Below are 12,720 nucleotides of genomic sequence, written 5' to 3'. Positions count from 1 at the left end.
GAATCGATACATTCCTGTCTTGCTTCCGGGGTGGCATCAGCTGTCAAGATGATAATGGGAATATGTCGTTCCGTTTCCATCATGCGAACTGCCTTGGCGACTTCCGGTCCCGTATATATAGGCATGTTCATATCCAAGATAAGCATGTCCAGCTCACTGATAGCATCGGTAATGATATCCAGTGCTTCTTCCCCCGATGCGGCGATTCTCGTCTGGACACCGGCATGTTCTAACAGGCCTTTAAGTACCTGCTGATTGACGTGGTTGTCTTCAGCAATGAGTATACTTAAGGGCTGATCCTGTTGCGCTGTGTAATGTGAAGCAAGGGAAACAACATTGTCGTCAGTGACAGGCACGCTATTAGCAGCATGTAAGGCATTAAATAGAAGGCGTTTATCTTCTGTATTCGAAAGAACCGATATGTAATGGTCTGTAAGTTCTGGAATGCTAATACGCTCATTGTTGGTGTTTATTAAAATAAGCGAAAGATGAGCCAAAACTTTTTCTGATTTCAGCATGTGTGCATACTGAACAGGAGAAATATTATGCATGCAGGACTGATCGATAAGCAGAGTGTCAAATGACTTGTCGACTTCAGCGTGTTTCATTAATTCTGAAAATGCTTTCACAGAATTATCAACCCAGTGGTGTTGGATTGACCAGGCACGAAGCGAGGGTTCAAGTTGTAATTTTGTCTCTTCGTTACTGAGGAGCAGAATTTTGTTTTCCGCGAGATTCAAATGTGTTTCACCTGTTGCTTTAAATGGCATCTCAACCCAGAACATTGTACCTTTTCCAGGTTCACTATTTACACCTATCTGACCCCCCATTAATTCTACGAGTTCTTTAGAAATGGTGGTGCCAAGCCCCGTCCCACTGATTTTACTTTGTCTTACTTCTGGTGCCTGTTTGAAGTCGTCAAAAATGGTATCCAGAAATTCGGGCATGATTCCGGGACCTGTATCCGTCACTTCAAATCGAACCCAGCACTGATTATCTGTACTTTCGATATGATTGATAATCAATTTAACGGCACCAGAATCAGTAAACTTAATCGCATTACCGACTAGGTTTATCAATACTTGTTTTAAATGCTGAGGATCCCCTTTGAGGCTATAGTCTATTTTCGGATCAATGTGCATTGAGACAAGTAAGCCTTTGGCGGCTCCCATTGGCTTTTGAATTAGCATGACGTTATTGATTAATTGATGAAGATCGAAAAGTTCACTGGCAATAGTGATTTTTCCTGCTTCAATTTTCGAAATATCGAGCACATTTTCGATTAAACCCAACAAAGTGTTAGCTGAAGAACGCATAATTTTAACGAATTCGCGTTGTTGCAAATTGAGACTTGTTTCACCGATTAAATCGGCGATCCCAATAACGCCATTAAGTGGTGTCCGGAGTTCGTGGGACATATTGGCAAGGAAACGACTCTTTGCTTGGTTAGCTTGTTTGGCGGAAGCGATCGCACTATGAAGCTTATTGATCAAAAAAGCAGCGTACAAAGGCACTAGTATCAATACTAATAATAGACTCAGGCCAAATGGTTGATGTTGTGGATCGTTCCAATAATCACCATACGTAATTGAAAAAGTGAAACCAATGAGTGATATCGCAAGTGAGAAATAAAGATAATTAACCCCATAGCGAAAACCATTACCTAGAATTACCCAGAGATAGGCAACGAAAAAGAACACCGTTTCATTACCGGCAAGAAACATCAGTACAGAGAGGGGGACAAGATCCAGTATCGCCCCGACTAATCGCCTTGCAGGAGAGGGAACGGGTCTTATAACGATAGACAGAGCGATAGCCAAAGCGACAAGGTAGTACGCTATGGCTAGGACACTTGGAAGGCTGAAAAATGCCTGGCTAAATGATTCAGATTCTCCCCATGGGAAGCAAAAATAGAGTAAGACTGCAACGCCAATAGTCAGGCGAACCTTTATGGCTTGTTCAGGTTCGCTATCACCCGTGAGCTCAAGACGCTGTTTTAATCTTTGGTAGTAATTTAGAGGTGTTTTGCGAGATGCATCCATGTCCGTATTACACTGGTTCGTCAGCGTATTCTTCTTGAATTTGTTGTATCACATCAAGTCTTTTCACAAATGCTTTAACACAATCTGGATCCAGATGGGTGCCGGATTGATGTTTGATATAAGTAATGGCGTCCTCGTTACTCCAGGCTTTTTTGTAGGGACGAGTAGAAACTAATGCATCAAAGACGTCGGCAACCGCAACCACTCGAGCAATAAGTGGAATCTCTTCACCTTTCAAGCCGTTGGGATACCCTTTTCCATCAAAACGTTCGTGGTGATTGAGGGCGATGATCGCGCCAATTTTCATATAACGTGACTGGCTATCAGACAGTATAGCGTGACCGATAGTTGTGTGTGTTTGCATGATATCCCACTCATAGCCATTGAGCTTTCCGGGCTTGAGCAAAATACCATCAGGAATGCCAATTTTACCAATATCATGCATGGGGGCGGCGTATTCGAGATCGTCACAGTCTTGTTTTGAAAATGTGCCTAATGCTTCAGCAATATGACGTGAATATTTAGCCATTCTAAAAATATGATTACCCGTACCTTCATCACGGTACTCACCGGCTCTGGCTAGTCTTAAGATGGTCTCTTTTTCACGTTGGGTAATTTGTTCGGTAGCCACTTCGACTTGTCTGGCCAGCCAGTCGGCTCTGTCTTGAATGATCAAATGTTGCTCATGCATTTGGAGTAGGTTACGGCAGCTGGTTCGACATTCAATTTGATCAATCGGGCGGGTCAGAAAAGCCGTGGCACCGGCCTCCAAGGCTTCATAACGAACGGCTTTTTCACTGACCACGGTAATCATCATGATGGGAACGTTTTCACAGCGGGGCTTTTGTCTGACCGCACTAATAAATTCGACACCGTTCATTTCCGGCATGCGGTAATCAGTGATTATTAAATCGGGATCATGCTCATCGATCCACGTTAAGGCCTCCACAGGATTGCCAAAAGCTGACACAGAAATATTATCTGAGATTTGTTGTATGATTTTTTCGAGAATCGTCCTGCCCGTAGACTGATCATCAATGATCAATACATTCTTTTTTTTCTTCAGAATACTTTGCCTCCTGGCAGTCATATAGGGTTGATTGCTAGGTTTCTGTGTTGTCTTGCCAGTCAAGGTGACGTACCTCATAATCGTGGCGAATATGACTGAGCATCCTGCAATAGAGCCACATCAACTGTCCGACCCATTTATCTCCTTAGGGTCAGGAATGGAACTGATTTGCACTCAACTGAATATATCAGCTTTATATCAGCCTCATTATCACCATTGCTGAAGATTTCGTCCAGCCTTTCTCCTAAGCGGCTTGGCGAATAGTCAGATTAATCCTTTTTTGACCAGTCAATGGGTGGTGAGAGAGTTTGATTGGTTGTACTCCATGAAACCGTAACCGATCCTCTCCGCCCCAGACAACAATATCACCATGTTTAAGTAAGTGTGCTGTGGGCTTATCCTGACGTTTTAAGCCGCCAAAAAGAAAAATAGCTGGTACGCCTAATGAGATAGAGACGATTGGGGCGCTGAAATCCTTTTCGTCTTTATCCTGATGCAGCCCCATACCTGCGCCGGGCTGATAACAGTTGACCAAGCATACATCCGGTTCAAACAGTTTAAAGCCGCAGACCTTAGCTGCCTCAATTGCCAAATCATAGATTACATCGGGCATTGCTGGCCACGGTTCACCTGTTAACGGGTCGGTTCTTTGGTATCGGTAACCACCTTTATCCGTTACCCAGCCCAAGCGTCCACAATTGGTGATCTGAGCAGCCATCCTGAACCCTCCGGGTGTATTCATACGACGCAATGGTGACAGCGAAGTAACGTGCTCAACTACGCTAAGTAGCACTTTTGTATGTGGCTCAGCAAATTCAGGCAGGATAAAACTGGCTTGCGCGATAGATTTAGAGCTACTATTCATATCGGATTTACTCAAACTTATCTTAATTTAAGTTGCTAGCATGGACTAGGATTCATACATTTAAGATGTTAAAAAAATGTGTGAATAACGGCGATCAGTCCAACTATTATCCTCTTTTAGTCAGTCTTTATTTCTAAATTTTCGCCACGTTTTTTTTATGGCTTTACGGCCGTAACGACGTTTGAAATTGACCTTAAAGTCGTAAAGATAAAATGGCAGACGATAACGCAAGGTGAAGTGCTTACGTTTGAGCATACCTTGGAGATAGTACTCAACTAAAAACTCTCTGCCTTCCCAGTGTAGTTTGTGGCAAATTCGAGTCAGATCAGAAATCCGTTGTTTTAACGGGGTACTACGATTATAAAAGCGTGCTCGGTTTATATCGATCAAGGTAAATTCAAGCTTACCGTCGGCTTGTTTCTCGATCAGGATATTGCCACCGGCCAGATCTCTGAAAAAGACACCATGCTCGTGCATGCGCAAGAAGAATTTGGCTAATTGCCGATAGGCATCTTCAGCTTTTATACCGCTGAACTCATTAGCGCCGTTATGAAAAGCGACAATCATTTCCCGTGCCGAAAAGTCATGGGGAACATGCTCGCAAACAAATAGGTTCTGCATCATGCTCCGATCATTTTCTTTTTCGAAAAACGCCAAGGGCTGTGCCGTAGGAATACCCCTTCTGCTGAGTTCGGCTGCAGCGATCCAGCTTCGGCGTGACTTACTCGGTTTGAACATGTCCAGAAGTCGTTTATGCGGGTGCATTTTGATAGGCTTTTTCGCTACAACAGAGCTGCCATTGAGGCCTGGTACAGTCCAAATAATATTTCTTGCCTTACGTAAGGTTGTGCTTTCGGTGGGATCAGGCAAGTTATCAGGTAACAAGTGGTTTAAAAGTGATTGTGCCTCAGCCTGATTATCGGCAATAAGCATCCCGCGCCAGCCATTTTTATTAACCGGGTGATACTGACCGTGTTGACGATGAGCAAATACCGATTCTAATCGTGCTTTTTCTGCTGAGGGTTTTAAACCGATAACATTGGTGGCATGCCAGAACAGATAAGTAGGTGTCTCGGTGATGTATTCAGGGGCTTCGGCATAGTTCTCGCCGTCTCTGTTTTTGAAACCTGCCATCTGGAGATCGCGAGGGTGATAAAGCGCATCGATCGGGCACGCTTTGCCATTAATTGTCCAAGCCACATGGAGCAGCGTTTTATTCTTACGGAACATATGTACTTCAACATCATTGGATGTCAGAAGTGGACCCAGATACTGACTGCCGGGAATAGCAGCATTGAATTGCTTTAAGGCAAAAAATGCAGCACGGGGACGAAAGTCCTCTTGCTTCCCTGTCACGCTCTGGTAAAGCGTAATCCGTTCCAGTTCGGGGTATTCACCGCTGCCATCATCAATCAAGCCCTCACGCCAGCATAGAAGCGGACCCCAGAAGGTCTTTTCTAATGCGCCTGATGCGGCCAGTAAAACAAAGTAGCGTGTTAGATAATCAGCCTGTTTCTGTTCTTTTTCTGCCAGTAAACGTTCAATACGTGGCAAGGTCCAGAATGCAGCCGGAGACACAAAGCGTGATACACCATTGTTGGTTCCAGCCTTACCTAAAAGTCGTGCTTTTTTGACTAAATTAACTTTCAGTCTAGTGGCCCATTGGAATCCTAGAATACGGTGATCATAACGCTCAGGTTCGGTGACCCGTTCACAGAAAAGATTATTGGTATGAATGTCAGGCAACATAGCCAGTTGCTGTAATTCTTCCAGAATGGAGAATGTGTAAAATGGCTCAAAGTCGGAAATATTTGGCCCTGCCAAAGTGATTCCGCGAGACTTGATTTCCTCGTGGGCAATATCCCAGGCGATAAAAAAGCCTTTAGTACTGTAACCTGCCCAGCGACGACGGTTGATTGTTGAGCCCACTTCGATAGCATAAGCTCGCGAACCGAAGCGCTCACAGACTGCCTTTACAAACTCGCGCCATGCTGTCTGTGCCGCTTCATCCTGCATCACAAAAGCCGCATCGAAGGGTTGTACTAAATGAATGAAAACCTGCAGGTTAGTATTGAGCAATTTGTGCAGCAAGCGCCCGGTTGGCCCATCTAAATCATCATAGCTGACATCAATCCGAACATTTCTGACACCCAGATCCTGAAGTTTGTCGAGAATATACTCATCCGCGGCCGGATCGGCAGCGGCGGCGACACCCACACCAGAAAAGTCAGTGGCAACATCGTGGCCCGATGGGGGAATATGTCCACCATGGAAACTGAGTCCACCCTTAAAGACTTGCTTGAGCGCTTTAAATAACAGACCACCATTCATGACGGCTGGAACGTTTTTCTTGGTTTTGTGCTTTGGCGGCTGCCGTGTCATAGCGAGTCTGAATCCAACGTTATAGATGTCAGTCCTGAGTTACCGTCGGTGCTTTATGGCGTATCAGTAAACTGAGAAAAGTCTAATATTTTGAATTGTCTGACAATAAAGCACAACTTTAACCCCATTGGCAGGTTTGTATTGGAAGGATAAAGTCATCATAATCAACCACAAAGTCGCAGTCATAAATAAATAACAACGCGGCAAAAAGAGAGAGAAACCATGAGTGCAGATCGGTATGAGCAGGTCAGGCTAAACCCTAATTTTCATCGTCTGGTGAAACGTCGTTCACGATGGGCCTGGGGATTGGCAGGCATTATTCTTGTTATGTATTTCGCGTTTATTTTGTTGATTGCATTTGCTCCACAGTGGCTGGCTCAGCCGGTTGCGGCAGGTAGCGTCATGACAATCGGTATTCCGATTGGGGTGTTTGTGATTGTGGTTGCGTTTGTCTTGACCGGTGTTTACGTACACAAAGCGAACACGGACTTTGACCGAATCAATCAAAAAATTATCAGCGAGATCAAATAATGCGTCTCCTCCATACATTTATTTCAGCTTTAATTTTTTTGGTTCCGTCTTTTGTCTTATCGGCTGAGACCATTGATGGTTCAGTTGAAAAGCAAGCTCTGAACCTACCCGCGATAATCATGTTTTTGTTGTTTGTTACAGGAACGTTGATGATTACCTATTGGGCGGCCAAAAGAACGCGATCGACATCAGATTATTATGCGGCTGGCGGAGGTATAACAGGGTTGCAGAATGGTCTCGCCATAGCCGGTGACTATATGTCTGCAGCCTCATTTCTGGGAATTTCAGGTTTAGTGTATCTCTCCGGCTATGACGGGCTTATTTACTCGATTGGTTTCTTGATTGGTTGGCCGTTAATTTTGTTTCTTATCGCTGAGCGGCTTCGTAATCTGGGGCGTTATACGTTTGCTGATGTCGCGTCTTATCGACTGCAACAATTACCTATCAGAACGTTATCAGCATTTGGCGCATTAGCCGTTGTGGCGTTATATCTAATTGCGCAGATGGTTGGTGCCGGTAAGCTCATCCAATTACTCTTCGGTTTACCGTATGAGTTTGCCGTCGTGATAGTCGGTGTGTTGATGGTGCTGTATGTCACTTTTGGCGGCATGATAGCGACCACCTGGGTGCAAATCATCAAGGCTGTCTTGTTACTGTCAGGCGCGACGTTTATGGCGATTATGGTGCTCAGGCATGTGGGATTTGATCTCAATGTCTTATTCGAACAGGCGATCGCTGTTCATGATAAAGGTGCACAAATTATGGCACCGGGCGGTCTGGTGACCGACCCGATATCGGCAATTTCGCTTGGGGTTGCGTTAATCTTTGGTACCGCAGGATTACCTCATATTCTGATGCGTTTCTTTACAGTAAAGGATGCGAAGCAAGCGCGTCGTTCGGTCTTTTTCGCTACCGGTTTTATTGGGTATTTCTACATACTGACGTTTGTGATTGGCTTTGGCGCGATTGTTTTACTGACCAAAAACCCGGACTTTTTTGAGGCTGGCGGCCTATTAATCGGTGGTAACAATATGGCAGCGATCCATCTGTCTCAGGCGGTGGGTGGCGATATTTTTCTTGGCTTTATTTCTGCCGTGGCATTCGCCACTATCCTTGCCGTTGTTTCTGGATTGACGTTAGCAGGGGCATCAGCCATCTCTCATGATCTTTATGCCAGTGTCATTAAGAAAGGACAGGTGACAGGCGAACATGAAATTCGGGTGTCACGCATTGCAACCTTAGTGCTGGGTATTGTTGCCATCGTGCTCGGTATTTTGTTTGAAAAGCAGAATGTGGCGTTTATGGTCGGGCTTGCCTTTGCGATTGCTGCCAGTGCCAACTTCCCGATTCTGTTTTTATCCATGTACTGGCGAAAGCTGACAACAAGAGGCGCTCTGATTGGCGGGTTCTCAGGCTTATTAACCGCGATTGTACTGGTTATTCTGGGTCCGATTGTCTGGGTCGATATTCTGGGTAATGCACAAGCCATTTTTCCGTATAAATACCCTGCATTATTCTCCGTCATCGTGGCATTTACATTGATATGGTTCTTTTCAATGACGGATAAAAGCGAGCAGGGTAAGAAAGAGAGAGCTTTATTTGAGCATCAGTTCATTCGTTCGCAAACGGGTATAGGGGCTCATGGCGCCAGTGAGCATTAAGAGCACATACAAAACGGGGCTAAGTTAGGCTTGTTCGACCACAAGATCTCTACACTTTATGCCGATAAACTCGAACTTATCTGATTGCCACCGGCATTTTTGGACTTATACAGGGCTTTATCCGCTCTGACAGAGAGTTGGCTGGGAGACTCCCCTTTCGTTAATTCAACGACACCGAAACTGGCGCTGGCACTGTCAAGAACGGTGTTTAATTCAGAATTTATCCGCTTTCTGAGTTTGTCTGCTACCACAAAAGCATCATTCAGCGAGGTGTTAGGCAGTAAAATAGCAAACTCATCTCCGCCCCAACGGGATACTAAATCAATTTCCCTGATTTCATTACGTAGCAGTTTGCCAATTGAAATGAGTATCTCGTCACCAGCAGCGTGCCCATGTAAATCATTAATTAGCTTAAACTTGTCGAGATCAAAAATCATCAGAGAGAGCGGTTCGTTAAATCGCTGTGCTCTTGATACTTCATTGCTCAGACTCTTCTCAAAGTTGTAACGATTGGACAACGTAGTTAAAAAATCAGTTCTGGCGAGTAATTCGGTTTGTTTGATTTTTGCCGTTAGTTCCTGATTAAGCTTATTCAGTTCTTTGGTACGTTCATCGATCGTTTTCTGTAATTCCTGATGAAGTAGTTTGTCATGTTGATTAAGTCGTTCCTGAGCATCAATATCTCGATGTGCGCCAATCATTCTGGCAACAGACCCATCTTCATTGCGCTCAACAACGAACGCTTTATCCTCAATCAGGATGTAATCACCTGATTTTGTTTTACAACGATATTCCAGATGATAGGCCTCGCTGAGGCTTTTCATGTAACGCTCAAAATGTTCCATCACCATCTGATAGTCGTCTGGGTGGATCACAGTTTCCCACGTGAAAACGGTGCCATCGAGAGAGTGCACATCATAACCAAGCATTTTGTACCAACCAGGGCTTCGGTAGACATAGCCAGTGTTGGCATGCCAAAACCAAACACCATCACTGACAATTTCTAACAGTGCTTCTATTGCCGGAGGGTCAAACTTCGGTAAATCTATGATAGACATTGACTATCTCACAGAGAAACAACTCTAAGAGCGAATATGCGCTCGACAAGTTGTTTTGTAAAGCGTTGTTCGGCATAAATCTGAGTATTCAAATGTGGCTCACCATTGATGTGGAATGCATTAGTAATGTCTTGGCTAAGCTGTAGGCACTGTCATGAGCTGACTCTATCCGACCATGAATTAAGGCATCTCCGCAAACGGCTATTTGTGTCGTCGGATCAATAAGATATGAGGCAGTTGACTGCTTCTTCGGGGCGTTAGCATAAACCCATTTTTTCACATGACTATCGGCAACCTTTTCAGCTGATAATCCCGTTACGTCACATAAGCAAGAAAGCATATGTTGTTCAACTTGAGTCAATTCATCATTAATATGCTCATCGGCCCAGGAATTACGAGCATGAACAACAAGCGCAGGAAAATCTTCTCTCTGGGGTTTAGTATCGTTTTTTGAAATCCAGCTGATGTCATGATTTCTTATCAGTGCTGCGTTGAAGCCGAGGTTCACTTCCTCTTTGAGAGCCACACGTAGGGCAAAACAGGCTTGCATCTCAATCTTTGATAATGGCTTGTGGAAACAATGCGAGTCAGGCAAGAGCTGACCGACTTGAGGGGCGGGCATTGTTAGCACGACCCAATCAAATGTACCTAATGCATTATTTCCATCTGATAATTGCCATCCGCTATCTGTCTTTTCGACTTTGTTTACAGTCGTCTCATAAAAAATCTTAAGCGGGTCGGCCATCCACTGACCAATGGCTGACATGTCGGGAATGCCGACATAATGGGGGTAGTCCTCATCCCAGTCTCTTTCTGAGCAGACTTGATTATGGTCAAACTCGATAAAGTGACCTTGCCATATATCAACAACGCCTTTTGAAAGCATTTCATCAACCATGGCCTGAAACGGTCTGGTTTTTGCGGTGAAGAACTGAGCGCCGTAATCGAAATCGACACCATTTATGATTTTGCTGGTTACACGTCCACCCGGACGGTTGGCCTTCTCAAAGACAGTGACATCAAAATGGTCACTGAGGTGTCTGGCAAGTGTTAAACCGCTGATACCTGCTCCAATGACTGCAACAGATCTCTTCGAAGAGTTATTTTTCATCTCCAGAATATGACGCTAGGGGTGTCAAAGTGACGTCAAATACATTTGTTTTCATGGGATAATTAATTTACGAAAGCATATTATTTAAGGAAACAGCTATTATTTTTTTCTACACCATGAAAAGTATTGGCCCCGCCTGAATTTTTTGAATTGAAGCGAACTATTGCAATCAAGAAATCTGGGGTATACAAATCCCAAGTCAGCGTTTTTATGCCTACTTGCTTGTGCAATAAATGCTCGTTTACTTGGCTATAGTTATGCCCAATCGGTGATTATTGCGTCTGTTCAATCCGTTGTTTTTCTGCATCAATCGCTTGACCCCAAGTGCTGGGACGGACTGTATCAGGTTTTTTCTGGCTTGGTGCCTGACCAGCGTCATATGGGAGGCTCTTCTGCATTCTTGCATGTTCCGTATTGATTGCTTGTCCCCATGTAACAGGCATAGTGTTTTGAGACGGCGAGGTTACTCTTTGATGCTGCTGATTCACTCTCTCTTGGGGGTGGTTTTTTTGCATACGTTCTCTTTCAGTGGCTATGATCTCACTATAAGATGCGGGAGCAGCAAAACTAGCCGAGCAAACTAAACTCGATGCTGTAAAGAGAATCACAGAGATGTTTCTTTTCAGGGACATTAGCGTAGCCTTCTAGATAAATTAAGCATTGATATAACATTACGACACACTGTCTGGAACAGAGTTCATTATTGCAGCCCAAGATGAATTTGTTAATGAAAATTGCTGATAATGAGTGAGTAAACATCAATTTAAGATTCGCATGGTTCTCATGGCAGAATTCATAATTTCATCGCTCGACCTTTACAACTCCTGGCTAACCAAGATTATTTCTCTGTGTATTTCAGAATAGTTTGCTCATGCAGTCAGATAGTTTCTGATGGGGCTCTATGGTTAAAAGCTGGTTTGTTAATCGACATAGGAAAAGTTTAGCAGGAACTCAGAAAAAGTCTGAGGGTAAACTGGTCATCCTGACGATCAAAAAGCTTATCCCGATCTATATGGTGTGTACTGTGTTTAACAACAAAGGAGACACGATGAATACTGTACTGAAAACCGTTTCAACATTTGCAGCAGCAGGTGTTTTGTCAGCAACCATGGCAGGTTATGTACATGCCAACCATCACATGGAAAATCATAAAGACAATTCTCGCTGGACTGAAGTAATGCAAAAAAGCACAGTGACAGATCAACAATTAATGCGTTATGCAGAACTTCAAAGCGATGTGGCAGAGATCGAACAGGGATATTCTTTAAAACTACATAGCGCTCCCAATGATATTGCTAAGCAATCAGTTGTTCGCAAGGCGACGATCAGTAAATATTCTGTTATCAGCGATGCAGGTTTTGACTACGATTTATACGAAGCAATTGATGTTGCTGTGAAAACAGACCCTGCAGTAAGAGCAAGATTAAAAAATCTCACAGGCGTTGATGTCCCTGTGGATATGATTAATGGTGTTGCCTACACTCCGAAGACACAACGTGAGCCAATTCAGACGAACAAAGTCAGGGCAGATTTTTCAAATAAGAAATTGAAAAAATTTGCTGCAGTTCAGGATGAGATAAAAACGATTCGCACGCATTATGCAGAAAAAATTACAGCCTCTGACTCAGTAGCGCATGAACGTGATTTACTGGTTGAGGCTCACCGTGAAATTGCTAAAGCCATTGAAAATGTAGGCTTATACAGAGAGGAATATGCAAATATTTCACTTTCTATGAAACAAGATCCGAAGTTACGTTCAAAAGTTCAAACGATGATTCAACAGAGCTCATGAACTAACGCTAGGCTGCTTTAAATATAGTCTCAGCCTGAATTAATAAAAAAGCCCCTTGATTGGGGCTTTTTTTATAGCGGACTTACCTTTACCAAGGACGAAAGCATGATCAAGCTGATATCTACCCAGCCATTTTGTGAACTTGAAATGAGTTGTTTGTGTCGCATTTGTAGATATTTTAATGGTATTGCCATTACGTTTTAACTTAG

10 protein-coding genes are annotated in these 12,720 nt (G+C 43.8%); 3 read left to right on the top strand and 7 right to left on the bottom strand.

Annotated elements, in window-relative coordinates:
- The 4 genes from ACTF5U_RS10490 to ACTF5U_RS10475 all read right to left on the bottom strand — a co-directional run.
- Positions 1-2,042 (bottom strand): ATP-binding protein (locus ACTF5U_RS10490; protein WP_438971579.1); only part of this gene is annotated, 2,042 nt, incomplete at its 3' end.
- Between the two features lie 7 nt (positions 2,043-2,049).
- A complete protein-coding gene (locus ACTF5U_RS10485; protein WP_438971578.1) occupies positions 2,050-3,087 on the bottom strand; it encodes an HD domain-containing phosphohydrolase in 1,038 nt (345 codons plus the stop codon).
- Positions 3,088-3,355: 268 nt separating this feature from the next.
- A complete protein-coding gene (alkB, locus tag ACTF5U_RS10480) occupies positions 3,356-3,991 on the bottom strand; it encodes a DNA oxidative demethylase AlkB (protein ID WP_438971577.1) in 636 nt (211 codons plus the stop codon).
- A 105-nt stretch (positions 3,992-4,096) separates the two neighbouring features.
- Positions 4,097-6,358, bottom strand: coding sequence for a lipopolysaccharide kinase InaA family protein (locus ACTF5U_RS10475; protein ID WP_438971576.1), 2,262 nt, complete (start codon positions 6,356-6,358; stop codon positions 4,097-4,099).
- 222 nt (positions 6,359-6,580) lie between these two features.
- Here ACTF5U_RS10475 and ACTF5U_RS10470 point away from each other — a divergent pair, with 222 nt between their 5' ends.
- A complete protein-coding gene (locus tag ACTF5U_RS10470; protein WP_438971575.1) occupies positions 6,581-6,889 on the top strand; it encodes a DUF485 domain-containing protein in 309 nt (102 codons plus the stop codon).
- On the top strand, positions 6,889-8,550 hold the full coding sequence (locus ACTF5U_RS10465; RefSeq protein ID WP_438971574.1) for a cation acetate symporter: 1,662 nt from the start codon (positions 6,889-6,891) through the stop codon (positions 8,548-8,550). The genes ACTF5U_RS10470 and ACTF5U_RS10465 overlap by 1 nt, the downstream gene beginning before the upstream one ends.
- Before the next feature lie 56 nt (positions 8,551-8,606).
- Here the strand turns inward: ACTF5U_RS10465 and ACTF5U_RS10460 are convergent, their stop codons facing one another.
- From ACTF5U_RS10460 to ACTF5U_RS10450, 3 genes are all read right to left on the bottom strand, one after another.
- Positions 8,607-9,608, bottom strand: a complete 1,002-nt coding sequence (locus ACTF5U_RS10460) for a sensor domain-containing diguanylate cyclase (protein ID WP_438971573.1) — start codon at positions 9,606-9,608, stop codon at positions 8,607-8,609.
- Positions 9,609-9,696: 88 nt separating this feature from the next.
- Positions 9,697-10,719: an NAD(P)/FAD-dependent oxidoreductase gene (locus tag ACTF5U_RS10455; RefSeq protein ID WP_438971572.1), complete on the bottom strand. Its 1,023-nt coding sequence runs from the start codon at positions 10,717-10,719 to the stop codon at positions 9,697-9,699.
- Between the two features lie 272 nt (positions 10,720-10,991).
- Positions 10,992-11,234: a hypothetical protein gene (locus tag ACTF5U_RS10450; protein WP_438971571.1), complete on the bottom strand. Its 243-nt coding sequence runs from the start codon at positions 11,232-11,234 to the stop codon at positions 10,992-10,994.
- Between the two features lie 386 nt (positions 11,235-11,620).
- On the opposite strand from ACTF5U_RS10450, the gene ACTF5U_RS10445 reads away from it, so the two are divergent.
- Positions 11,621-12,511 carry a DUF4168 domain-containing protein gene (locus ACTF5U_RS10445; RefSeq protein WP_438971570.1) on the top strand — a complete coding sequence of 297 codons (891 nt, stop codon included), beginning with the start codon at positions 11,621-11,623 and terminating at the stop codon, positions 12,509-12,511.
- Positions 12,512-12,720: the final 209 nt, after the last annotated feature.

Origin of the sequence: Methylophaga sp. (assembly GCF_965655755.1) — a bacterium.
In the GTDB taxonomy this organism is placed as follows: domain Bacteria; phylum Pseudomonadota; class Gammaproteobacteria; order Nitrosococcales; family Methylophagaceae; genus Methylophaga.
Note: the sequence above shows the minus strand (reverse complement) of the source record. Positions and strands in the feature narration are given on the sequence as shown.

Coding starts and splice junctions, on each gene's coding strand:
- ACTF5U_RS10470 (WP_438971575.1), top strand. CDS start 6,581: ATGAGTGCAGATCGGTATGAGCAGGTCAGGCTAAACCCTAATTTTCAT.
- ACTF5U_RS10450 (WP_438971571.1), bottom strand. CDS start 11,234: ATGCAAAAAAACCACCCCCAAGAGAGAGTGAATCAGCAGCATCAAAGA.
- ACTF5U_RS10455 (WP_438971572.1), bottom strand. CDS start 10,719: ATGAAAAATAACTCTTCGAAGAGATCTGTTGCAGTCATTGGAGCAGGT.
- ACTF5U_RS10475 (WP_438971576.1), bottom strand. CDS start 6,358: ATGACACGGCAGCCGCCAAAGCACAAAACCAAGAAAAACGTTCCAGCC.
- ACTF5U_RS10465 (WP_438971574.1), top strand. CDS start 6,889: ATGCGTCTCCTCCATACATTTATTTCAGCTTTAATTTTTTTGGTTCCG.
- ACTF5U_RS10460 (WP_438971573.1), bottom strand. CDS start 9,608: ATGTCTATCATAGATTTACCGAAGTTTGACCCTCCGGCAATAGAAGCA.
- ACTF5U_RS10445 (WP_438971570.1), top strand. CDS start 11,621: ATGGTTAAAAGCTGGTTTGTTAATCGACATAGGAAAAGTTTAGCAGGA.